The 22,097-nt window shown below is 74.5% G+C and carries 19 protein-coding genes; 6 read left to right on the forward strand and 13 right to left on the reverse strand.

Features of this window, described 5'->3' with window-relative positions:
• Window positions 1-17 precede the first annotated feature (17 nt).
• Both ACSNN9_RS11905 and ACSNN9_RS11910 read right to left on the reverse strand, forming a co-directional pair.
• Window positions 18-563: a TIGR00730 family Rossman fold protein gene (locus tag ACSNN9_RS11905; RefSeq protein WP_436673118.1), complete on the reverse strand. Its 546-nt coding sequence runs from the start codon at window positions 561-563 to the stop codon at window positions 18-20.
• A gap of 1 nt (window position 564) precedes the next feature.
• On the reverse strand, window positions 565-1,425 hold the full coding sequence (locus tag ACSNN9_RS11910) for a TIGR00730 family Rossman fold protein (RefSeq protein ID WP_436673120.1): 861 nt from the start codon (window positions 1,423-1,425) through the stop codon (window positions 565-567).
• A 350-nt stretch (window positions 1,426-1,775) separates the two neighbouring features.
• Between ACSNN9_RS11910 and ACSNN9_RS11915 the strand changes: the two genes are divergently transcribed.
• Window positions 1,776-1,937, forward strand: a complete 162-nt coding sequence (locus tag ACSNN9_RS11915; protein WP_199729509.1) for a hypothetical protein — start codon at window positions 1,776-1,778, stop codon at window positions 1,935-1,937.
• An 83-nt stretch (window positions 1,938-2,020) separates the two neighbouring features.
• Here ACSNN9_RS11915 and dapE read toward each other — a convergent pair whose 3' ends face one another.
• The gene (gene dapE / locus ACSNN9_RS11920; RefSeq protein WP_436673121.1) at window positions 2,021-3,094 is read right to left on the reverse strand and encodes a succinyl-diaminopimelate desuccinylase; all 1,074 of its coding nucleotides are present in this window, start codon (window positions 3,092-3,094) and stop codon (window positions 2,021-2,023) included.
• A 105-nt stretch (window positions 3,095-3,199) separates the two neighbouring features.
• Here dapE and dapD point away from each other — a divergent pair, with 105 nt between their 5' ends.
• Window positions 3,200-4,156 carry a 2,3,4,5-tetrahydropyridine-2,6-dicarboxylate N-succinyltransferase gene (gene dapD, locus ACSNN9_RS11925; RefSeq protein WP_436673122.1) on the forward strand — a complete coding sequence of 319 codons (957 nt, stop codon included), beginning with the start codon at window positions 3,200-3,202 and terminating at the stop codon, window positions 4,154-4,156.
• A 52-nt stretch (window positions 4,157-4,208) separates the two neighbouring features.
• Here the strand turns inward: dapD and ACSNN9_RS11930 are convergent, their stop codons facing one another.
• Entirely contained in the window at window positions 4,209-7,577 is a 3,369-nt protein-coding gene (locus ACSNN9_RS11930) for a S8 family serine peptidase (protein WP_436673123.1), read from the reverse strand.
• Between the two features lie 98 nt (window positions 7,578-7,675).
• Between ACSNN9_RS11930 and ACSNN9_RS11935 the strand changes: the two genes are divergently transcribed.
• Together ACSNN9_RS11935 and ACSNN9_RS11940 are read left to right on the forward strand one after the other, a co-directional pair.
• Window positions 7,676-8,233 (forward strand): sugar O-acetyltransferase, encoded by a 558-nt coding sequence (locus ACSNN9_RS11935; RefSeq protein WP_436673124.1) that lies wholly within the window; start codon window positions 7,676-7,678, stop codon window positions 8,231-8,233.
• A 114-nt stretch (window positions 8,234-8,347) separates the two neighbouring features.
• Window positions 8,348-10,969 carry a hypothetical protein gene (locus ACSNN9_RS11940; protein WP_436673125.1) on the forward strand — a complete coding sequence of 874 codons (2,622 nt, stop codon included), beginning with the start codon at window positions 8,348-8,350 and terminating at the stop codon, window positions 10,967-10,969.
• Between the two features lie 62 nt (window positions 10,970-11,031).
• On the opposite strand, the gene ACSNN9_RS11945 is transcribed toward ACSNN9_RS11940, so the two are convergent.
• The 5 genes from ACSNN9_RS11945 to fdxA all read right to left on the reverse strand — a co-directional run bounded on the left by ACSNN9_RS11945 (window position 11,032) and on the right by fdxA (window position 15,001).
• Window positions 11,032-11,733: a nucleoside/nucleotide kinase family protein gene (locus tag ACSNN9_RS11945; protein WP_436673126.1), complete on the reverse strand. Its 702-nt coding sequence runs from the start codon at window positions 11,731-11,733 to the stop codon at window positions 11,032-11,034.
• Window positions 11,733-12,377: an SIMPL domain-containing protein gene (locus ACSNN9_RS11950; RefSeq protein ID WP_357874296.1), complete on the reverse strand. Its 645-nt coding sequence runs from the start codon at window positions 12,375-12,377 to the stop codon at window positions 11,733-11,735. Before ACSNN9_RS11950 ends, ACSNN9_RS11945 begins: the two co-directional genes overlap by 1 nt.
• A gap of 125 nt (window positions 12,378-12,502) precedes the next feature.
• Window positions 12,503-13,555, reverse strand: a complete 1,053-nt coding sequence (locus tag ACSNN9_RS11955) for a prephenate dehydrogenase (protein ID WP_436673127.1) — start codon at window positions 13,553-13,555, stop codon at window positions 12,503-12,505.
• A 16-nt stretch (window positions 13,556-13,571) separates the two neighbouring features.
• On the reverse strand, window positions 13,572-14,678 hold the full coding sequence (gene dapC, locus ACSNN9_RS11960; protein WP_436673150.1) for a succinyldiaminopimelate transaminase: 1,107 nt from the start codon (window positions 14,676-14,678) through the stop codon (window positions 13,572-13,574).
• Window positions 14,675-15,001: a ferredoxin gene (fdxA, locus tag ACSNN9_RS11965; RefSeq protein WP_091422126.1), complete on the reverse strand. Its 327-nt coding sequence runs from the start codon at window positions 14,999-15,001 to the stop codon at window positions 14,675-14,677. The genes dapC and fdxA overlap by 4 nt, the downstream gene beginning before the upstream one ends.
• Window positions 15,002-15,080: 79 nt before the next feature.
• On the opposite strand from fdxA, the gene ACSNN9_RS11970 reads away from it, so the two are divergent.
• Window positions 15,081-16,040 (forward strand): GNAT family N-acetyltransferase, encoded by a 960-nt coding sequence (locus ACSNN9_RS11970; protein WP_436673128.1) that lies wholly within the window; start codon window positions 15,081-15,083, stop codon window positions 16,038-16,040.
• 22 nt (window positions 16,041-16,062) lie between these two features.
• On the opposite strand, the gene ACSNN9_RS11975 is transcribed toward ACSNN9_RS11970, so the two are convergent.
• From ACSNN9_RS11975 to mshB, 3 genes are all read right to left on the reverse strand, one after another.
• The gene (locus ACSNN9_RS11975) at window positions 16,063-16,530 is read right to left on the reverse strand and encodes a hypothetical protein (protein WP_436673129.1); all 468 of its coding nucleotides are present in this window, start codon (window positions 16,528-16,530) and stop codon (window positions 16,063-16,065) included.
• A gap of 78 nt (window positions 16,531-16,608) precedes the next feature.
• Complete coding sequence (locus ACSNN9_RS11980) at window positions 16,609-17,046, reverse strand: hypothetical protein (protein ID WP_436673151.1); 438 nt, start codon at window positions 17,044-17,046, stop codon at window positions 16,609-16,611.
• 17 nt (window positions 17,047-17,063) lie between these two features.
• The gene (gene mshB / locus ACSNN9_RS11985) at window positions 17,064-17,990 is read right to left on the reverse strand and encodes an N-acetyl-1-D-myo-inositol-2-amino-2-deoxy-alpha-D-glucopyranoside deacetylase (RefSeq protein ID WP_436673130.1); all 927 of its coding nucleotides are present in this window, start codon (window positions 17,988-17,990) and stop codon (window positions 17,064-17,066) included.
• A gap of 87 nt (window positions 17,991-18,077) precedes the next feature.
• Between mshB and ACSNN9_RS11990 the strand changes: the two genes are divergently transcribed.
• A complete protein-coding gene (locus ACSNN9_RS11990; protein WP_436673131.1) occupies window positions 18,078-20,222 on the forward strand; it encodes a prolyl oligopeptidase family serine peptidase in 2,145 nt (714 codons plus the stop codon).
• Between the two features lie 97 nt (window positions 20,223-20,319).
• Here ACSNN9_RS11990 and ACSNN9_RS11995 read toward each other — a convergent pair whose 3' ends face one another.
• The gene (locus ACSNN9_RS11995; RefSeq protein ID WP_436673132.1) at window positions 20,320-22,062 is read right to left on the reverse strand and encodes an ABC transporter substrate-binding protein; all 1,743 of its coding nucleotides are present in this window, start codon (window positions 22,060-22,062) and stop codon (window positions 20,320-20,322) included.
• Between the last annotated feature and the right edge of the window lie 35 nt (window positions 22,063-22,097).

The raw sequence follows: 22,097 nt of genomic DNA on the forward strand, positions 1-22,097 counted from the left end.
GGCCGGTGGGGGCGGGGTCAGGTCAGGTGGAGTTCGAGGGCGTCCAGGGCGGCGGGGACCGTGTCGGTCACGGTGAGCAGGCCCAGGCCGGCGGGCTTCAGGAAGGTCTGGTCGGCCAGGGCGCCCAGCCAGTCGAGCACCGGGCGGTAGAAGCCGTCGGTGTCGACCAGCACCATGGGCTTCGTGTGCAGGGCCAGGGTGGCGGTCGTCCAGACCTCGAACAGCTCGTCGAGGGTGCCGAGCCCGCCCGGCAGGGTGAGGAACGCGTCCGACTTGTCGATCATGAGGGTCTTGCGGCTGGCCATCGAGTCGGTGACGAGCAACTCGTCCGACGCCAGGTCGGCGACCTCCAGGTCGACCAGCGACTGCGGGATCACGCCGACCGTCCGGCCGCCGGCGGCCCGTGCCCCGTCCGCCAGCGCGCCCATCATGCCGACGCACCCGCCACCGCTGACGAGGGTGTGCCCGCGCCGGGCGATCTGCGCGCCCGTCTCGGCCGCGAGGTCCAGCCAGCGCTGGTCGAGCGTACGGGAGGAGGCGCAGAATACGCAGATCGCCGCCACGTCAGCGGTCCCGGTTCCCGTCGCCCGCCTCGGCGGCGGCCTGCTGCTCGGCGGCGGTGACGGCGACAGCCTCCTCGCGGACCGCCTCCTGCTCGACGTTGAGGGCGGCCTCGGCCTCCACGATGTGCCGAACCGCCGCGTCGACCTCATCGGTCACGCAGATCAGTTCCAGGTCGACCGGGCCGATCTTGCCGTCGGCGGCCATCGTGTCCCGCAGCCAGTCCAGCAGGCCGCTCCAGTAGGCCGCGCCCATCAGCACCACGGGGAACCGGGTGACCTTGCCGGTCTGCACCAGGGTCAGCGCCTCGAAGAGCTCGTCCATGGTGCCGAACCCGCCGGGCAGCACGACGAACGCCTGGGCGTACTTGACGAACATGGTCTTGCGGGCGAAGAAGTAGCGGAAGTCGATGGCCAGGTCGACCCACTCGTTGAGCCCTTGCTCGAAGGGGAGTTCGATGCCGAGGCCCACCGACAGTCCGCCGGCCTCGCTGGCCCCCCGGTTGGCCGCCTCCATCACACCCGGCCCGCCGCCGGTGATCACCGCGTAGCCGGCCCGGGCCAGGGCCGCGCCCAGCGCCTCGGCCATCTGGCACTCCGGGCTCTCCGGCCGGCTGCGGGCGGAACCGAACACGCTGACCGCCGGGGGCAGGTCGGCGAGTGTGTCGAAGCCCTCGACGAACTCGGAGAGGATGCGCAGCGCCCGCCAGGCGTCCTTGGTCTTCCAGTCGCCGCGCCCCCGCGAATCGAGCAGGCGCTGGTCGGCGGTGCTGCTCGTGATCGCCTGCCGACGCAGTGTCACGGCACCCCGGTGCCGCTCCCGTCCCGGCTCGCGGCCGGCCTCCCGCCCGTTGCTCTGACCCATGGGAGCAACCGTAGTGGAGTGGCACCTGCCAGGTGCGCGGCACCGCGACCCGGCCCGCCATCGACCGACGGCCGGGGGCGCCGGACGGCCGGAGGAAGGCGCCGGCCGGGCGAGGAACGGGGCACGAGCCGGGCGCGGGACGGGGCGCGGCCGAGCGCCTGTCCGCACCGGGCAACGGGCCGGAACGGGCAACGGACGACGGGCCGAGCAGCGGACGACGGGCCGAGCAGCGGGCCGGACGACGAGCGAAAAATAATTCCGGATCTTGGGCAACTAATTCGGTCGCACGGACGTCTTACTATTCACATACCGGGTATGCCCCGGCGCGCGCCTTCGGGGGAGGAGTCAGCGTGATCAGCAACAGCGAGATGATCCGGATCCGGCGGCAGATGCAGCGCCGCATCCGCGACGTGGTGGCCGAGCGCCGCCGCGCCCGCCTGATGGAACCGTCCACCGACCAGGGCGGCCAGACCGACGCCCGGCCCACCGCCGACGCGTCCACCACCGTCTGAGCCGCACCGACAGCACCGCGAGCGGAAGGTCCGCGTCATCCGACGCGGACCTTCCGTCCATGCGGGGGACGCCCCACGGGGCGTCAGGCGGAGGCGAGCCAGCGGTGCAGGGTGGCGGCGCCGTCGCGGATCTTGCTGATCTCGACGTGCTCGTCCGGGTGGTGCGCCAGGTTGGGGTCGCCGGGGCCGAAGTTGAGCGCCGGGATGCCCATCGCGGCGAACCGGGCCACGTCCGTCCAGCCCAGCTTGCCGATCGGCGCGGCGCCGACCGCCGCGAGGAACTCCTGGGCGGGCGCCGCCTCCAGCCCGGGCGGGGCGCCGGCGGCCGAATCCGTGACCCGCACCTCGAAGCCGGCGAAGACCTCGCGCAGGTGCGCCTCGGCCTCGGCCGGGGTCCGGTCCGGCGCGAACCGGTAGTTGACCTCCACCTCGCACCGGTCGGGCACCACGTTGCCGGCCACGCCGCCGTGGATGCGGACGGCGTTCATGCCCTCCCGGTAGTCGCAGCCGTCGATGGTGACCCGGCGCGCCTCGTAGGTGGTGAGCCGGTCGAGCACCTCGCCGGCCGCGTGGATCGCGTTCACCCCGTGCCAGGAGCGGGCCGAGTGGGCGCGTACGCCGGTGGTGGTGACGACCGAACGCATGGTGCCCTGACACCCGGCCTCGACGATGCCGTACGTCGGCTCCAGCAACACCGCGAAGTCCGCCTCCAGCCACTCCGGGTGCGCCTCGGCGACCAGGAAGAGGCCGTTGTACTTCGACTCGATCTCCTCCGCCTCGTAGAAGAAGTACGTCACGTCGTAGCGCGGATTCGGCAGGCTCACCGCGAGGTGCAGCGCGTACGCCACACCGGACTTCATGTCCGAGGTGCCGCAGCCGTACATCAGGTCGCCGCGCATGGTCGACGGGAAGTTGTTGTTCAACGGCACGGTGTCCAGGTGACCGGCGAGCACGACCCGCTGGTCGTGGCCCAGGTCGGTCCGCGCCATGACCGTGTTGCCGTGCCGGTACGTGGTCAGGTGCGGTACGCCCCGCAGCACCTCCTCCACGCAGTCGGCGATCGCCTTCTCGTTGAGGGACACGGACTCCATGTCGACCAGCGCACGGGTCAGCGCCACCGGATCGGCCAGGACCTCGGGGGTCAGCGGGTTCTCCATGGTTCGCACGGTACCGTCAGTTCTGGCGAGCGCGCGGAGCGAGCGTTCCGGGGCGGCCCGGGTAGGACGCGCTCGCCGCCCGCAGCACGAACGAGAGGTGAATCAGTGACGTCCGAATCCGCCTGGGGCATCGGCCTGGCCACCGTGACCGCTGACGACCAGGTGCTCGACACCTGGTACCCGACCGGCAAGCTGGGCCTCGGCGAGCTGCCGCTGGTCGCCGGCGAGGACGAGGCGGACGTGCTGGACCTGCCGCCGGGGGCCGTCGGCGACCGGGCGCTGCCCGGGCTGCGTACCGTCCAGGTGGTCACCGTGATCGGCTCGCTGGACGACCCGATCAAGGACGCCGCCGACGCGTACCTGCGGCTGCACCTGCTCTCCCACCGCCTGGTGCGGCCCAACGAGCTCAACCTCGACGGCATCTTCGGCAAGCTGGCGAACGTGGCCTGGACCTCCGCCGGACCGTGCCCCCCGGAGCGGGTGGACGAGCTGCGGGTCATCGAGCGGGCCGCCGGCCGCCACCTGGCCGTGTACGGGGTGGACAAGTTCCCCCGGATGACCGACTACGTGGTGCCCTCGGGCGTGCGGATCGCCGACGCCGACCGGGTGCGCCTCGGCGCGCACCTGGCGGCCGGCACCACGGTCATGCACGAGGGCTTCTGCAACTTCAACGCCGGCACGCTCGGCGCCTCGATGGTCGAGGGACGGATCGTGCAGGGCGTGGTGGTCGGCGACGGCTCCGACGTCGGTGCCGGCGCCTCGATCATGGGCACCCTCTCCGGCGGCGGCACCGACAAGGTCCGCATCGGCGAGCGGAGCCTGCTCGGCGCGAACGCCGGCATCGGCATCTCGCTCGGCGACGACTGCGTGGTGGAGGCGGGCTGCTACGTCACCGCCGGCTCGAAGGTCACCCTGCCGGACGGCCGGGTGGTCAAGGCCCGCGAGCTGTCCGGGGTGGACGGCCTGCTGTTCTGGCGCAACTCCGTCACCGGCGCGCTGGAGGCGAAGCCGCGCACCGGCCGGGGCATCGAGCTGAACGCCGCGCTGCACGCCAACGACTGACGGTCGCCCCCGCCGGGCCCGCGGTCGGTCGCGGACCCGGCGGGGGTACGCCTCAGCGCAGGCGGTACGCCTGGATGACGCGCTGGGTGACCGTGTTGCCGGCGGTGTCCCGGGCGGTGGCCCGCAGCGAGACGTGCCCGGTGCCGGCGGGGTGCTCGACGACGGCCGTCCAGCCCTGGCCGCCCGGCCGGACCCGGGCCGGCTGCCAGGTCTTGCCGCCGTCGTACGAGACGTCGACGGTCAGCGCGGCGACCCGGGCCGAGGGCGCGCCCGGCTGCCGCCGCACCTGGACCGGGATCACGAAGCTCCGGCCCGCCGGAGCGGCGTTGTCCCGGTCGAGCCGGGGCGCGAACCGGATCGCCGACGCCGGCAACGCGGCCGGGTCGTCCCCGGCGACGTGCCGGGACCGGAACGTCCACGTGGCCGCCACCTCGGTGGCGAGGTCGGTGAAGCTCCGCTTCGACGACACCTCCAGCCGGTAGTCGGCCGCGCCCGGCGGCACGTCGAACCCGCCGTACGCCGGTGCCTCGCTCTCCCCTACCAGCACCCCGTCGCGGTAGAGGGCGGTGCGGGAGGTGTCGGCGACCGAGCCGCCGGGGTGCCCCTCGGCGTCACTGTGCAGCGGCAGGTCCACCTCGATGCGGTCGCCCTGGCGGGTGATCCCGGCCGCCGGGAACGACGGCCCGTACGGTGCGCTGTTCCAGCTCTCCCGGTAGTGCCGGCCGGCCCGCAGGCTCCGCTCCTCGGAGAACAGGATCGCCTTGGTGTCGTTCCAGCCGTCCGGGGTCGGCACCCCGAATTCCAGCCAGGAGGACCAGCGCACGCCCCGGGTGTTGTAGCGCTCGACGCGCTGTCCCGGTGTGGCGGTGGGCAGGCCGACCGCCCAGCCGCCGAGGTCGGGATCCCGGTGCGCGAAGACCAGGCGGTCGGTGACCAGCCCCGGGCTGCCGCCGTTGAACCGGTGGGTGACCGTGGCCAGGTCCTTCGCGCGGTAGTGCCGGACGAAGCCGGTCGGCATCCGGCCCGGCACGGCCTCGCTGAGGGCGTAGAGGTAGGGGCTGCTCGCCGCTCCCAGGTCGGCCCACTGGCTGCTGACCGCGGCGACGAACCGGTGCCCGGGCACCGGTTGCCCGAGCCCGCCGGTGAAGATGCCGTCGAAGTCGGAGTCCAGCAGGCCGAACGTGTAGCTGCCCGCCTCGGCGAGGAAGCTCGCCTCGGTGGCGACGAGCGCCGGGGTGGCCGAGCGCTGCGGGACGCTCATCCTGACCGGCCTGCCCCGTCGGGCGTCGAGGGTGATCCGCGTGTCCCCGCCGACCACCAGCTCCGGCTGGACGAGCTGGGTGGCCGCGACGACCTCCTCGCCGTCCACGTCGAACACGTAGCTGACCAGCCCGTACCGGCCCTTGGGGACCCGCAGCTCGGCGGTGCCGTCCGCGTCGTACAGGTCGTACGGGTTCAGCTCGTCGAGGGAGACCAGCGTGGTGCTGTGCTCGCCGGCGAGCGTGCCGGCGCGGTTCAGGTGCCGGGCGGTCACCGTGTAGCTCTCCACCTCCCGGTGCACCGCCAGCGGGGTGGTGGCCACCACCGCGCCGCCGGAGCGGGCGACGATCCGGCCGGTGTAGTGACCGTCCGGGCCGTCGACCCGGGTGTCGGCGGTGACGGTGGCACTCGCCGTGCCGCCGCCCGGCACGGCGATCCGGCTCGCGCCGAGCGTGAACATGCCGGCCGGGGCCGGCTTGCCGTCCGGGCCGGTCGCCTCGACGGTCAGGTCCAGGTCGGTCGTGGTCGCGCCGTCGTTGCGCCAGGTCACCGTGCGGGTGATCGGGGTGTCGTCGCCGTGCGGCCAGAGCGCCCGCCCGAGCGACACGCTCGGCGGGTCGCTGGTCACCGTCTGCCAGATCGCGTCGGCCAGGTCGACCCGCCCGGCCCCCTGCTCGTACGCGGTCAGCTCGGGGCGCGGCTTCGCCGAGGACATCAGGAGGGCCTTGAGCCGGTCGGCCTTCCAGTCGGAGTGCTTCTGGGCGAGCAGCGCCGCCGCGCCGCTGACGTGCGGGGCGGCCATCGAGGTGCCCGACATCTCCACGTACCCGTCCCCGGCCGGCTCGCCGATCACCCCGTCGCGGCTGCGCGCCGCCACGATCCCCACCCCGGGGGCGGTGATGTCGGGCTTGAGCGCGTCGTCACCGGTGCGGGGGCCACGGCTGGAGAAGTCGGCGAGGCTGTCGTCCCGGTCGACGGCGCCCACCGAGAGGGCGGCGTCGGCGGTGCTGGGGGAGCTGACCGGCGCGAACCGGCCGGAGTTGCCGGCGCTGATGACGAAGAGGGCGCCGGTCTGCGCGGTGAGCGTGTTGACGGCCTCCTCCAGCGGGTCGACCTCCGGGGTGTCGAAGCCGCCGAGGCTGAGGTTGACCACGTGGGCCCGCTGCTCGACGGCGGCCCACTGCATGCCGGCGAGGATCGCCGACTCGGGGCAGCCGTACGTCTCGCAGACCTTGCCGTCGAGAAGTGTCGCGTCCGGGGCCACGCCCCGCATCCGGCCGCCCGAGGCGGCGCCGCTGCCGGCGATCGTCGAGGCGACATGGGTGCCGTGCCCGACGACGTCGCCCGGCGCGGTCTCCTCGGTGAAGTTCCGCACCTGCGCCACCCGGCCGGCCAGGTCCGGGTGCGTGGCGTCGATCCCGGTGTCCAGCACCGCGACCCGCACGCCCCGGCCGGTGTAGCCGGCCCGGTGTGCCTCCGGCGCGCCGATCTGCGGCACGCTGCGGTCGAGCGTGAGCTGCCGCCGGCCGTCGAGCCAGATCCGGTCGGCACCCCCTGCCGCGCCGACCCTCGCGCCGGCGGCGGTGACCGCCGCCCAGACCTCGGCGGCCCGCCGCTTGCTCGCCGTGGCGGCGAGCCCGCCGACGGCGGGCAGCTCGCGGGTGACCGTCACCCCGCCGGGCACGGCGGAGCGCCGGGCCGCGCCGGTGCCGCCGGTGATCAGCAGGGGCAGGTCGTCGCGCCGGGCGTCGTCGTAGCCGGCGGCGACCAGTTCGGTGACGTCGAACAGCCGCCGGTCGATCCGCCCGTCCCGGATCGGCGCCAGGGCGTCCTCGGGTACGACCGAGAGGTGACTCCGCTCCCGTCGGGTCAGGAAGCGGACGTCCTCGCGCCCGGGCGCGGGGCGCACGCTGGCCCGGGAGCCGCTGAGGGTGACCCGGTCGCCGGTGAGCAGGGTGACGGTGGCCGGGCGGTTGCCGACGCCCGCCGCCGGGGACGGCGGGGTCGCGTCAGGACGGACGGTCGGGGCGGCGGGCTTCTGGGCGACGGCCATGCCGGGGGTGCCGAGCACCATGCCGAGCACCAGGCCGAGACCGAACAGTCTTCTTCGCTGCAACGGATCCTCCTCGTCGGGCGTTACTACCTGTAGGGAGAGACGCATTGACAGTCATCAGGGTTGCATACCGGGTATGCAAAATGAAGTCGCGAAGATGACGGACCAGCCAACGGACAGCACCGCCCCTCGGAGATGATCGGTTCATGACCTCCATGAAGGAACGCATGCTGGCCGGCGAGCCCTACGTCGCCGACGATCCGGAGATCGCCGCCGACCTCGACCGGGCGACGCGGCTGATGGAGCGCTTCAACACCAGCCCGGCCGCCGAGCCCGAGGCCCGGCTCGCGGCCCTGCGCGACCTGCTCGGCGAGGTGGGCGAGGGCACCTGGGTCCGACCGCCGCTTCACGTCGACTACGGCTGGCAGGTCCGGATCGGGCCGCGCAGCTTCGTCAACTTCAACGCGGTCCTGCTCGACGTCGCCCCGATCACCATCGGCGCCGACGTCCAGATCGGACCGAACGTGCAACTGCTCACCCCCACCCACCCCGTCGAGCCCGGGCCCCGCCGCGACAAGTGGGAGGCGGCCAAACCGATCACCATCGGCGACAACGTCTGGCTCGGCGGCGGGGCCATCGTGCTCGCCGGCGTCACCATCGGGGAGAACACCGTCGTCGGCGCGGGTGCCGTGGTGACGAAGGACCTGCCGGCGAACGTCGTCGCCGTGGGTAACCCGGCCCGGGTCGTACGCCAGCTCGACTGACCACCATCAAGCCCGCCACCTGCACAAACACCCTCCCGACACTGGCGCGGTCGCCCCGGCGCGCGGCACTGTGGGTGGTGACGTCGTCACCGGGAGGCGGGGATGGTCGGTCGGGTGCTCGAACTGCGCGTGCACGGGGTCTCCAACACGCCCCCCGGTCAGATCCTCGGCCTGCGCCCGGCACCGGGGGCCGACGCGCCGCCCCCGCCGTGGCTCGTCGCGGGCGGGCCGGTCACCGGCTTCTACCGCTCCCCCGTCGCCGAGCCGGCCGACCCGGTCGTCGTGGAGGCGTACAGCTGGGGGCAGCTGACCTCCGGCGCGCGGACCGCGCGGGACGTGGAGCGCGCACTGTGGACGTTGCTGCTCCCGTTCACCCTGGCCAACGTCGCGCTGCACGCCCGGCCGTCCATCCCGGCCGATCCCGGCACCGAACGCTGGCACAGCACCTCGGGGATCACGGCCTGGCTGGTCCGGCTGTTCTGCCTGAGTCTCACCGGCACCTTCGCCCTCACCCTCACCGCCGTCGGGGTCGACCTCGTGGGCTGGCAGTGCGTCGACGACGAATGCCTGCGCCGGATCCCCGGCCCCTGGGAGTTCCTGGGGCGGGGCTGGTGGAGCGAGGGCGCGAGGCCGTTGGCCGTCGGCCTGCTCGTGCCGCTCGGCGTGCTGGCCCTGCTCGGGCTCGTGAGCTGGCGGACCTACCAGTACGAGGCACAGATGCCCGCCGAACCGGTTCCCCCGCCGAGCGACCCGCAGCCGGTCGGGGCCCCGACGGACGGGCCGGATCGCCCCGAGGCGGATGCGGCCGCCCTCGAATCGCCGGCCGGCCCGCCCGACAACCCGTTGCAGGACCGCACCTTCTGGACCGGCGAGGGCCAGTTGCGCAGGGGCGCCGTGCTGCACCTGTGCACCGGCGTGGTCGTCGCCGCCGCCGTACCGCTGGGTGCCGTCCTCGCGGTGGACCCGCCCCGGGACGGCCGCGCGGCCGTCGCCTGGCCCACCGTGGCGGCGCTCGCCGCCGTCGTGCTGGTCGCGGTCGTGGCGCTCGCGCGGCCCGGGCTGACCCGGCGCGCGGGGGCCACCCCGCTCGGCGGATGGAGCGTCGCGGTCGCCGTGCTCACCGGCGCCGGGCTGGTCGGGACGGTGCTGATCCTGCTGCTGCCCGACGGTCCCGCCGGCACCCCCCTGGCCGACCTGCGCCGGGTGCCCGGCTGCGCCCTGCATCCCGTCGCGCCGACCTGTACGGCCGACCGGTCGCTGCCCGGCCTCGACTGGATCGTCGCCTGGCTGGGCACCGGGCAGTTGCTGCTGCTGATCGCGATCGGGTCGGTGGCCCGGTCCGGCCGGCGGGCGCTGGCCGCGCCGGCGGCGGCCGCCCTGCTGCTCCCCCTCGTGTTCGCCTGGTTCACCGGTTGGCTGCCCGGGCTGCCGCCCGCGCCCGCAGCGCTGGAGTTCTGGACGGTCGTCGTCCCGGTCGTCGCCCTGGCCGCCACCGGCCTGCTGCTGCCGCGCGTCGGGTCGCCGACCGAACGACAGCCGCCGGAGCCCCACACCGACCTGGCCTGGGGCGGCCGGGCTCCGGCGGTGATCGCCGGCTTCGGCTGGATGCTCTGCGTCTCCTACAGCGCCGGGTTGCTCTACTGGGTCACCGGCCGGCTCGACGGCGGCCCGGCACCGCGCGGGCTCTCCCCCGTGGTGCCCCCGGTTCCCGTGCTGTGGGCCGGGCTCGTCTTCGCCGTCGCCCTGCTCGTGCTCGCCGCCACCCTCGCCCGGGCCGGTCTGCTCTACCTCCGGCTCCGTCGCCACGAGTACGCGGCGGCGACGGCACGGACCGACGCCCCGCTCTCCGCGCACGACCTGCGGCGCTGCCGCGACGTCAGCGCGTGGCGGGCGCTGCACCGGCTGGTCGGCGAGCACGCCGTGCGGCTGGTCGGCTGCTACGCCGCCGTGTCGGCCGTGCTGGCGACCCTCGGCTGCGCCGCCCTGCTCTCCCGCGACCCGCCGCACCCCACGCGAGCGACCGGCGGCGCCGCGGTGGTCGAATGGATCTCCGAGGTCGGCGGCCGGCTGCTCGGCTGGCTGCCGGTGCTGATCGCCACGGTGGGCCTGCTGGTCTACCGCAACGACCTCGTCCGCCGCTCGGTCGGCGTGGTCTGGGACGTGGGCACCTTCTGGCCCCGGACCGCGCACCCGCTGGCCCCGCCCAGCTACGCCGAGCGGGCCGTGCCCGAGTTGCAGACCCGCACCGCAGGGCTGCTGGCGCTCGCCGAACACGACCCCCGGGGCGTGGACGGGATCATCCTCTCCGGGCACAGCCAGGGCACGGTGATCTGCGCGGCGGTGATCCTCCAGCTGCCCGCCCGCTCGCGCCGGCGGATCTGGTTCCTCTCGTACGGCTGCCAGCTGACCCGGCTCTACGGGCGGGTCTTCCCCGGGTACTTCGGCCCGGAGCGGCTGCCGGCGCTGGCCGAGGCGCTGACCACGCCCGGTGGCCGGGTCCGCTGGACCAACTTCTGGCGGGACACCGACCCGCTCGGCTGGCCGGTCACGGCGGGCGATCGGAACGTGCCCGTACGCGACCCGGAGGCGCTGCACCCCAGCGACGGGGAGGTGGCCGACCCGCCGATCCGCAACCACAGCGGCTACCCGGAGGCCCCCGAGTTCCACCGGGAACGCTCGCGGGTGGCGGGGCTGCTGCGCCGGGGCGTCCCGGCACCCCGGCGCGGCCCCGGCTGACCCGGCTCGCCCCGGCGACGGCCGCCGATCCACCTCGGCCTCCGCCGGTTGCCCGGCCCGCCTCAGCCTTCGCCGGGCGGCCGGTGCGACTCAACCTTCGCCGGGCGGCCGTGCGGCTCGACGGGGGGCGGCTCGGCGAGCCGGACGACCAGGTCGGCACGGTGCGCGGTGCCGGCCACCAGGGTGGCGTTGGTCTCGTCGCTGCCCGTCGCCCACGCCCGGGCCTGTTCCGCCGACCGCCCGTACGCCTCGTGCCGGACGGTCAGCCGGCGCAACCGCAGCTCGGCGTCCAGGTCGAGGAACCACGCCTCGTGCAGCAGCTGCCGCACCTCGTCCCAGGGCGTCGCCGCCACCAGCAGGTAGTTGCCCTCGGTGACCACCAGCCGCACCGACGGCGGCACCTCGATCGAGCCCGCCACCGGCTCCTCCAGGTCCCGGCGGAACGCCGGCGCGTAGACCGCCGTCGGCTCCAGCCGGCGCAGGCGGCGCAGCAGCGAGACGTAGCCGTTGGCGTCGAAGGTGTCCACGGCGCCCTTGCGCTCCGCCCGGCCCAGGCGGCGCAGCTCGGCCTGGGCGAGGTGGAAGCCGTCCATCGGCACCAGCCGGGCCGTCGGACCGACCGCCTCGACGATCCGCTCCGCCAGCGTCGACTTCCCGGCACCGGGCGGCCCGGCGATGCCGAGCAGTTGCCGCGGGCCGGCCTCGGCGAGGGCCCGCGCCCGCGCCACCAGCTCGTCGGTCCCGACGACCCGGGCGCCGGCCATCAGCCGAGGACCGGCTCGCTGATCGCGAACCGCGCCTGCACCGCGGCGTGTACGGTCTGCGGCTGCGGGTCGAGTTCCAGCTCCGGCGGGCTGCTCTCGGCGCCGTCCATCGCGTACGCCATCCGGCTCATCATCGGCTGCTCCGCCGCGCCCGCGTCGGCCAGCTCGATCAGTGCGGTCACCCGGGCGCCGAGCGCCTCCGCGTACTCGCGGGCGCGCAGCAGCGCGTCGGCGAGCGCGGCGTGCCGGGCCTCCCGGTGGGCCGGGCTGCCCGGCCGCAGCGACCACCACGGCCCGGCCACCTCGACCTGGTCCTGGTCGGCCAGGCGCAGCATCAGCTCGCCGAGGGCGGTGAAGTCGCTGACCGTCACGGTGGTGGTCACGCTGCCGCTGTACGCCACCACCCGCTCCCCGGAGCGCCGGGTCTCCGGCCTGACCTGGAGTTCGCCGGTCTCCCGCCGGTCGATGCCGGGGCCCTCGCCGTCGAGCAGCACCCGGACGGCGGCGGCCCGCTCGGCCAGCCGGGTCAGCGTGGCCTCCCGGTCCCGGTCGCGCGCCCTGGCGGTCACCGCGAACCGGGCGATCTCCGGAGCGACCTCCCGGTACGCCTCGCCGCGCACCACCACCACCGGTCCGTCCACCATGCCCTCACCCTAACCGCGCTCCCACCGGTCCGCCCGCCGTCCCGGACCACCGCCGATTGGCGCGAGCGCGAAGGGAGCGGGCCGTTCGCCCGCCGTCGCGGTCGGGCGCGGAATCCGGAAGGAGCTCAGGCCGGCGCGGGGCCCGCCGGGACGTGCGCGGTGTAGGCGACCGTGCCGGCCACGTCCCGGCAGGTGCTCAGGTGTCCCCCGTCTGCCCCCAGCCGCCGCAGCCAGGCCACCTCGGCGGCATGGTCACCGGCGGTCGGGAACTCCCGGACGAGGGTGTCGAACGGGCGGGCGAGCAGCGCGGAGCGGGCCTTCCCGGCCTCGTCGTACAGCGCGATCAGGGATGCCGCGTCACCGACCCGCAGCGCGTCCGTCAGCCCGCCGAGGAAGGCGGTGACGCCGGCCAACTCGGCCAGCACCCGGTCCCGGTTGCCGAGCAGCATGTTCGCGGTACGCACGGCCGGGGTGCCGGCGACGCGGGTGCCGTCCCGGAAGCTCCCGGCGGCGAGGGCGAGGACCGCGTCTCGCAGGGCGCTGCGCTGCGCCGCCCCCGCCAACGCCCCGGCGAGCAGGTGCGGGACGTGGGAGGCGAGCGCGGCGGCCTGGTCGTGCTCCTGCGGGGACATCGGCACCACCCGGGCGCGAAACACGTCGATGACCAGGCCGGCGAGCCACCGGAACGCGGCCGTCGCCGGGCCCGCGGACGGGCAGAGCACCCAGGCGGCGGAGTCGAGCAGCGTGGCCGTGGCGGAGGTGAGCCCGGCGGAGCCCGCGCCGGCCATCGGGTGCCCCGGCACGAACCGGTCGACGAGCCCGTGCCGGGCGGCGAAGGTCGCCAGCTCGGCCTTCGTGCTGCCGACGTCCGTCAGTACGCAGTCGGGCGGGGCCGCCCGGGCGACCCGCAGCAGGGTGTCCGAGAGCGTGCGCAGCGGGCCGCAGAGCAGGACCACTTTGCGGCCGGCAACCGCCTCGTCGAGCGTCTCCGGGGCCTCGACGCCCTGCCGCCGGGCGTGCCGGCGGGTCGCCGGGTCCGGATCCCACCCGGCGACGTCCAGACCGGCGTCGCGCAGCCGGAGCAGGACGGAACCACCGATCAGGCCGGTGCCCACGACCGCCGCCCGCTCCCCGGCCCATCGTCCGGTCGGGTCCGGCCGGGACGCGTCGTCGGTCATGACCGCGCCTCGGCGCTCAGGCGCTCAGCCGGCCGGCGACCGCCGCCACGTGCTCGTCGGACTCGGTCAGCGCCACCCGGACGTGCTGCCGGCCACCCGGGCCGTAGAAGACGCCCGCCGCGGCCAGGATGCCCCGCCGGGCCAGCCAGTCGACCGTCTCCCAGCAGTCCTCGCCCCGGGTCAGCCAGAGGTAGAGCCCGGCCTCCGAGTGCTCGACGGTGAAGCCGGCGCCGGTGAACGCGGCGTGCAGGGCGTCCCGCCGGGCGCGGTAGCGCTCCCGTTGCTCGTCGGCGTGCCGCTCGTCGCGCAGCGCGGCCACCATCGCCGCCTGCACCGGCGCCGGCACGATCATCCCGGCGTGCTTGCGGACCTTGAGCAGCTCCGCCACCAGCGCCGGGTCGCCCGCCACGAATCCCGCCCGGTAGCCGGCCAGGTTGGACCGCTTGGAGAGCGAGTGCACGGCCAGCACGCCGTCGTACGAGCCGCCGCAGACCTCGGGCGAGAGCACCGAGACGGGTTCGGCGGACCAGCCCAGCGGCAGGTAGCACTCGTCGCTGGCGACCACCGCGCCGCGCTCCCGGGCCCAGTCGACCACCTTGCGCAGGTGTGCCGCGGGCAGCACCCGGCCCGTCGGGTTGCCCGGCGAGTTGACCCAGACCAGGCGCACGCGGGAGGTGGGGCCGACGGCGGTCAGCGAGTCGGCGCGCACGACCGTGGCGCCGGCGAGCCGGGCCCCGTCCTCGTAGGTCGGGTAGGCGATCGACGGCACCACGACGACGTCGCCGGGCCCGATCCCGAGCAGCGTCGGCAGCCAGCCGACCAGCTCCTTGGAGCCGATCGTCGGCAGCACGCCGAAGCCGTCGACGCCGGTGCCGCAGGCCCGTGCCACCCAGGCCGTTATCGCCTCGCGCAGCACCGGGGTGCCGGCGGTCAGCGGGTAGCCCGGCGCGTTCGACGCGTCGGCCAGCGCCTGCCGGATCACCTCGGGCACCGCGTCGACCGGCGTACCCATGGAGAGGTTGATCACGCCCTCGGGATGCGCCGCGGCCAGTGCGGCCGCGGCGCCCAGGGTGTCCCAGGTGAACTCCGGCAGCCGCGACGAGACCGGCGCGGGCCGGTTCAGTGGCCCTCGCCGCGCGGCGGCTGCGCGGCGACGAAGGTCGCGTCCTTCTCCACCTTGCCGATCTTCGAGGCGCCACCGGGCGAACCCAGCTCCTCGAAGAACTCGTAGTTGGCGCCGGTGTAGTCCTTCCACTGCTCCGGGACGTCGTCCTCGTAGAAGATCGCCTCTACGGGGCAGACCGGCTCACACGCACCGCAGTCGACGCACTCGTCGGGGTGGATGTAGAGCATCCGGTTGCCCTCGTAAATGCAGTCGACCGGGCATTCCTCGATGCAAGCCTTGTCGAGCACATCCACGCACGGTTCGGCGATGATGTAGGTCACCGGTCTTCTCCTCCGCAAGACACGCCGCGATCACCCGCGACGGTAAGAGCCTAGTATCTCGCCGGGGAGGGGGTCGATCGTGCTCCGACAGCAGGATGTGGGACACCGGATCGTGGTCCGCCGAATCGTGGGGATTCGCGAAGGTCGGCCGCTCTTCTCGGACGCCCTCGGCGAACTGGTCGAGCTGAGCGAAACCCATCTCACACTCGCCACCGCGCAGGGCCGGCTCCGGGTCCCGATGGCCGAGGTGCACCGGGCCAAGCGGGTGCCGCCGACGCGCCGGCCCACCGCCGCGGCGGTGGTCGAGCTGGAACTGGCCGCCGACGAGGCCTGGCCGGCCGCCGTCCGGGGGCGGCTCGGCGACTGGCGGCTGCGCGCCGCCGACGGCTGGACCGGCCGGGCCAACTCGGCGCTGCCCGTGGGCGACCCGGACCGGCCCCTGCCCGCCGCCCTCGACGCGGTGGAACGCTGGTACGCCGACCTCGGCCAGCCGCCGATGGTCAACACCCCGCTGCCGCTCGCCGCCCCGGTCGGCGCGGAGCTGGACGCCCGCGGCTGGGGCGGCCGGCCGCCCGTGCTGGTGCAGACCGTGCCGCTGGCGGGGCTGCCGCCGGCCGCGCCGAAGCCCGCCGGAGCGCCGCCGGTCGAGCTGGCCGCCGATCCGTCGGACGACTGGCTCGCCGTCGCCGCCGGCCGCAAGGGCGGCCTGCCGGACGCCGCCCGGCACGTGCTCACCGCCGTGGACCAGGTCCGCTTCGCCCACGTGTACGCCGGTGGCACCCTGCTCGCCATCGGCCGGGGCACGGTCACCGGGCAGGGGCGCTGGCTCGGGCTCAGCCTGGTCGAGGTGCTGCCCGAGGCGAGGCGGCAGGGCCTGGCGGGCCGGATCATCCGGGCGCTCGCCGACTGGGGCGCGGCGACCGGCGCCTCGCACGCCTTCCTCCAGGTCGAGCAGCGCAACGCGCCGGCCGTGGCCCTCTACCGCAGCCTCGGCTTCACCACCCACCACACCTACCTCACCCGCACGCCGCCGGCCTGAAACCCGGCCCGGCGGGGTCGGGTCAGCGGCGGACGACGCGGCGGGGCTTGGTGGCCCTCAGTTCGGCGTACCGCTTGAGCGACTGCGAGCGGTGGTCCAGGCCGAGCGCCGTGAGGAGCAGGTAGCCGAGCAGCACGCCGACGCCGGCCGCCGCGAGGTAGAGCCAGATCTGGGCGAAGAAGGTGCCCGCGCCCCCGCCGAACGGGTTGTCGCCGACCAGCAGCGGCCCGACCAGCACCGTCAGCAGCAGCGCGAGCCCGACCGCGGCGGCCAGATCCGCCCCCCAGCCGGCGACGGGCCGCCGCTTCCCCCAGACGAAGGCGACCGCGGCCAGGACCAGCCCGATCACCACGAACATCCCCAGCGACACCCGGTCGGCGGCGGCCGTCTCGTCGCCGTCGAAGCCGAACCGGGTGACCAGCCGGGCGACCACGTTGACCGCGAACAGCGCGACCGCGAGAACCCCGATCGCGCGCCACCGCTCACTCATCGCACGCCTCCCGCCGTACCGCCCGCTCCGGTGGCGGGCTTCCTGGCAGGAATGTCTACCACCGCGACCGGTGCGTCGTCAGTCCTCCGACCGGACGGGTGGCGGTGCCAGGATCTGCCGGAAACCCATCACCGCGAAGGTCATCGCGCCGGCCACGATCATCGCCAGGCCGACCCAGTTGTCGCCGGTGACGAGCAGGTCCCCCTCGGCGGTGCGGACCGCCGCGACCGCCATCAGGACGAACCACGGCGTCGCGGGCAGCGCCACCGCCCACCGGCGGCCGACGGTCTCGTGCGCGAACCAGCTCAGCGCGATGTTCGCGCCGATGGCGACGAGCACCGAGACGCCGATGAGCTGCCCGCCGACCCGGAGCGTGGCCAGCAGCAGCTCCAGGACCGCGGTGAGCGACCCGGCGAGGACGGCGACCAGCCCGCCGGCCGCCCGCAGGGCGAGGTCGAGCAGCCGCCGGGACCGTCCGGACGGTGGCGGGGCGCTCTGCTCCGGGGCGGCCGACATCGACGCGACGGGCAGGGTCACCGGAGGCCGGCCGCCGCGACCTGGGACCGGCCCGGGCCGTCGGCGACGTCGAGCCCGGCGAAGAGGTCGTCCTCCCAGCCGTACGGGCCGCTGCCCGGTCCCCTCTCCCCCACCGCGAGGGTGTAGTACTCCACGCCCATGAACTCGCTGCCGAAGTTGCCGGCGATCGTGTAGAGCCAGGAGGCGTCGGGGATCTGGGTGGCGTGCGCGCGCATCGCCGCCTCCTTGGCGGCGTGCTGGTCGGTGGCGTCGATCCGGGCGGCGATCTGCGCGTCCGGCGTGCCGAAGGGCAGCTCCGAGATGTCCTCGATGCCGGCGAAGGGGTTGTCCGTCGACTCGGCGAAGTGGGTCAGGCCGGCCTCCAGCACGCTGAGCGGCATCGCGGTCCAGTAGACCTTCGCCGGGGCGAAGCCCTCCGCGCCGGCCAGCTCGTGCGCGCGCATCGCCACCCGGTGCGCCTGGATGTGGTCCGGGTGCCCGTAGAAGCCGTTGTCGTCGTACGTGACCATGACCTGCGGGCGTACCTCCCGCATGATCTCCAACAGGTGCCCGGCGGCCTCGTCGAGGTCGGCCTGCCAGAAGGCGCGGGGGTGCTCGTTCGTGGCGAGGCCCATCATGCCGGAGTCGCGGTAGCGGCCGGCGCCGCCGAGGAAGCGGTGGTCGGTGACGCCGAGCGCGGCGCAGGCGGCGTTCAGCTCGGCGATCCGCCAGCCGCCGAGCTGGTCGGCCTCGGCCGCGGCGAGCTGGGCCAGCGCCGGCACGTGGATCTCGCCCTCCTCGCCGAGGGTGCAGGTCACCAGGGTGACGTGGGCGCCGGCGGCGGCGTAGTGCGCCATCGTCGAGCCGGTACCGATGGACTCGTCGTCGGGGTGCGCGTGGACCAGCAGGAGGCGGCGGTCAGGCAGCGTCGTCACGCCGGTCACTCTATCCGGCGGTTCCCTTCCGCCGGCCCTGACGCGTCCGCGCAGGTCGGCCACATCACCCCCGGTCGCCGCTCTACGATCGGGGCTGTGGACTTTCCGGAGCTGGCCGCCCGCACCCGCCGGTTCAGCCGCGGGGCGCCGCGGGCGGTCACCGTGGCCGACGACGGTTCCCGGGTGGTCTTCCTGCGCTCGGCCGGCCCGGAGGACCCGGCCGACGCACTCTGGCTGCTCGACGTGGCGACCGGCGAGGAGCGGCTGGTCGCCGACCCGGCGGCGCTGCTCGGGGCCGACGCCGACGCCGACGCGCTGAGCCCGGGCGAGCGCGCGCTGCGCGAGCGGCTGCGGCTGAGCGCCTCCGGCATCGGCTCGTACACGCTGGACGGCGCCGGGCGGGTGGCGGTCTTCGCGCTGGCCGGGCGGCTGTTCCGGGCCGACCTGGTGCACGGCGACGTGGTCGAGGTGGCCACCGTCGGGCCGGTGCTCGACCCCCGGCCCGACCCCACCGGACAGCGCTTGGCCTACGTCACCGACGCCGCCGAGGGGGTGCGCCGGGGGCAGTTGCGGGTGGTGGAGCACGACGGCACGGACACCCTGCTGGCCGGCGAGGACTCCGGGGTCACCTGGGGGCTGGCCGAGCACATCGCGGCCGAGGAGTTCCACCGGTTCCGCGGCTACTGGTGGGCGCCGGACGGCCGTTCGGTGCTGGCCGCCCGGGTGGACGAGTCCCGGGTCCAGCGCTGGCACCTGCACGACCCGGCCGACCCGGCGAGCCCGCCGACCACGGTTGCGTACCCCCGAGCGGGCAGCGCGAACGCCGAGGTCAGCCTGCACCTGCTGGACCTCGACGACGGCTGGGTCGACGTGCACTGGGACCGGGAGACCTACCCGTACCTGACCGCCGTGCACTGGGCCGACGGAGGACCGCTGATCACCGTGCTGCGCCGTTCCCAGCAGCACGGCCTGGTGCTCGCCGTCGACCCGCGCACCGGCGAGACCCAGGTGCACGCCGAGCTGGCCGACCCGCGCTGGGTGGAGCCCATCCCCGGCACCCCGGCGCACCTGCCGGACGGCCGGGTGCTCGTCGGCGGCGAACTCGCCCACGACGGGTACGACGCCCGCTGCCTCTTCGCCGACGGCACCCTGCTCACCCCGCCGTCGCTCTACGTGCGGCGGGTGGTGGGGCGGCTGCCCGGCGGCAGCGGCCCGGCCGACCTGCTGGTGGAGGCGAGCGACGGGGAGCCGAGCGAGCGGCACCTGTTCCGGGTGCGCACCACCATCGGCGGCGGCGTCGACGCCCGCCGGATCACCACCGAGCCGGGCTGGCACACCGCCGCCGTGGGCGCGGACGTGCTGGTGGTGGGGAGCGCCACGCTCGACCACGCGGGCACCCGGTGGACGGTGTGGCGGGGCGAGCACGAGGTCGCCGTGCTGCGCTCGCTCGCCGCCACCCCGCCGTATTCTCCGCTGCCGCTGCTGGAGCGGGTCACCGACCGGCGGCTGCCGACGGCCGTGCTCTACCCGGACAACCACGTCACCGGCCGGCGGCTGCCGGTGCTGCTGGACGTCTACGGCGGGCCGGGGCACCAGGAGGTGCTGGCGGCCCGCGCGGCGTGGCTGGAGCGGCAGTGGTGGGCCGACGCCGGCTTCGCGGTCGTCACCATCGACAACCGCGGCACGCCGGGCGTGGCCCCCTCGTTCGAGAAGGCCATCCACCGGCGGGTGGCCGACGTCGTCCTGCTCGACCAGGTGGACGCGCTCACCGCGTTGGCCGGCAAGCACCCCGACCTGGACCTGGACCGGGTGGCGGTGCGCGGCTGGTCGTTCGGCGGGTGGCTGGCCGGGCTGGCGGTGCTGCGGCACCCGGAGCTGTTCCGGTGCGGCATCGTCGGGGCGCCGGTCACCGACTGGGCGCTGTACGACACGGCCTACACGGAGCGCTACCTGGGCCTGCCGGACGACGGCACGGACATCTACGCGCACCATTCGCTGGTGGAGCTGGCCGGCGAGCCGGTGCAGCGGCCGGACGAGGCCCGGCCGCTGCTGCTGGTGCACGGTCTGGTCGACGACAACGTGGTGGCCGCGCACACGCTGCGGCTCTCCGCGGCGCTGCTGGCGACCGGCCGGCCGCACTCGGTGCTCCCGCTGACCGGGGCGACCCACATGGCCGCCGGGGGCACCGCCGAGCGCCTGCTCAGGCTCGAACTCGACTTCGTCCGCCGCCACCTCGGATAGGTTCGCCCGCCGCCACCTGGGACAGGGACGCGCGGCGGCGGACGCACGAGGCCCCGGTCGACGACGTCGTCGACCGGGGCCCCAGGAGCGGTGCGGGTTACTGCTTGACGAACGCGTTCACGAACGACGGGTAGCCGAAGACGCTGGAGATGAAGACCCCACCGGCCTTGGAGCCGTGCACGAGGTAGGCCACGTCGACGTAGAGCGGCACGACAGGGGCGTGCTCCTTCATGATCCGCTCGTCGAGCTTGGCCCACTCCGGGCCCTGCTCGGTCGGCGGCAGGGCCAGGATCCGGTCGAACTCGGCGTTGATCGCCGGGTCGTTGAAGTACGACTGGTTGCTGTTGCCCTCGGCCTTGATGGTGCGGCCGTCGTAGAGCACCGGCAGGATCGAGGCGCCGCTCGGCCAGTCCGCCGCCCAGTTACCGATGTACAGGTCCCAGGGGTTGTCCTTCTTCTTGATCTCGTCGAGCTTCGAGTCGTCCGGGATGTTCCGCACGGTGATCTTGAAGCCGGCCCGCTCCAGGTTGCCCTTGAGCTGGGTGGCCATCTGCTGCTCGGTCGAGTTGTCGGCGACGCCGAGGACCAGCTCCGGCGTCTGGCCGCCGAGCAGCTCCTTGGCCTTGTCGACGTTGCCGTTGGCGCCGGCCGGGTAGGCGTCGAACGCCTTGTAGCCGATCGTCGACGACGGCATCAGCGTGGTCATCGGGGAGGCGACGGTCTGCCCGCCGACGGACTTGATCAGGCCCTCGCGGTCGATGGCGTAGTTCAGCGCCTGGCGGACCTTCAGGTCCTTCACCCGCTGGTTGTTGATGACGAGCTGGTTGGCGCTCGGCGTCGGGGAGAGGATGCTGCGCTGCTTCAGGGCCGGGTCGTTGGCGACCTTGGCGACCAGCGAGGCGGGCACGTAGTTGAAGGCGATGGCGCTCTGGTCGGCGCCGTTGTCGGCGATCACCCGGTTGTTCGCGGCGTCGGCGGTCGGGCCGAAGCTCCAGACGAACTGGTCCGGGTACTGGTGCCGCACCGGGTCGGTGTTCGCGTCCCAGTGCGGGTTGCGGTCCAGCGTGATCTGCACGCCGACCTGGTTCTTCGCGATCTTGTAGGGACCGGACGAGAACGGCGCGTGGTCCAGGTTGACGCCGGTGTCCTTGTCGGCCGGCAGCGGCGCGGTGGTCGGCAGCGAGACCGCGAACGGCAGGTCACAGCGGGGCTTGGCGAACTCGAAGCGCAGGGTCTTCGCGTCCGGGGTGGTCAGGCCCGGCGGCAGCGAGGTCTTGTTCTTCTTGAAGTCCCACTTGGTGTCGAACTGCGGGCTGTCGGCCAGCCACTCCTGGATGTAGGTCGGGCCGCCGGAGAGGTCCGGGTCGAAGGAGCGGGCGATGCCGTACGCGATCTCCTTCGAGGTGATCGGCCGGCCGTCCTCGAACTTGACGCCGTCCTTGACCTTGAATTCCCAGACCTTGCAGTCGTTGTTGACGTTGGTGCCCGGCGTCTCGGCCAGGTCGCCGACGAGGACCAGGCCGCCCTTGCCGTCGTCCTTCCACGTGGTCAGGTAGCGGGAGAACAGGGGCGACGTCATCAGGCCGGCGAACGAGTACGTCCGCTGCGGGTCCAGGTGGGAGATCGGGGTCTCCCGGATGATGGTGAAGGTGCCGCCCTTCTGGGCGCCGGGCACCTCCGCCGCCGGCCCCATGGAATCCTTCGGGTCGGTCGCGATGACCCCGGTCTGCTTCCGCTCGGTGTCCACCGTGGTGCCCTCGCCCGTGTTCTCCGAGCAAGCACCCAGTGCCACAACCAGTGCGATCGCGCCGCCTGCGGCGGCCGCTACGCGTGGTCGCATCTCCTACCTCCTCCACCCAGGTGACCGGCGTGAAC

The organism is Micromonospora sp. URMC 107 (assembly GCF_051386315.1).
In the GTDB taxonomy this organism is placed as follows: Bacteria; Actinomycetota; Actinomycetes; order Mycobacteriales; family Micromonosporaceae; genus Micromonospora.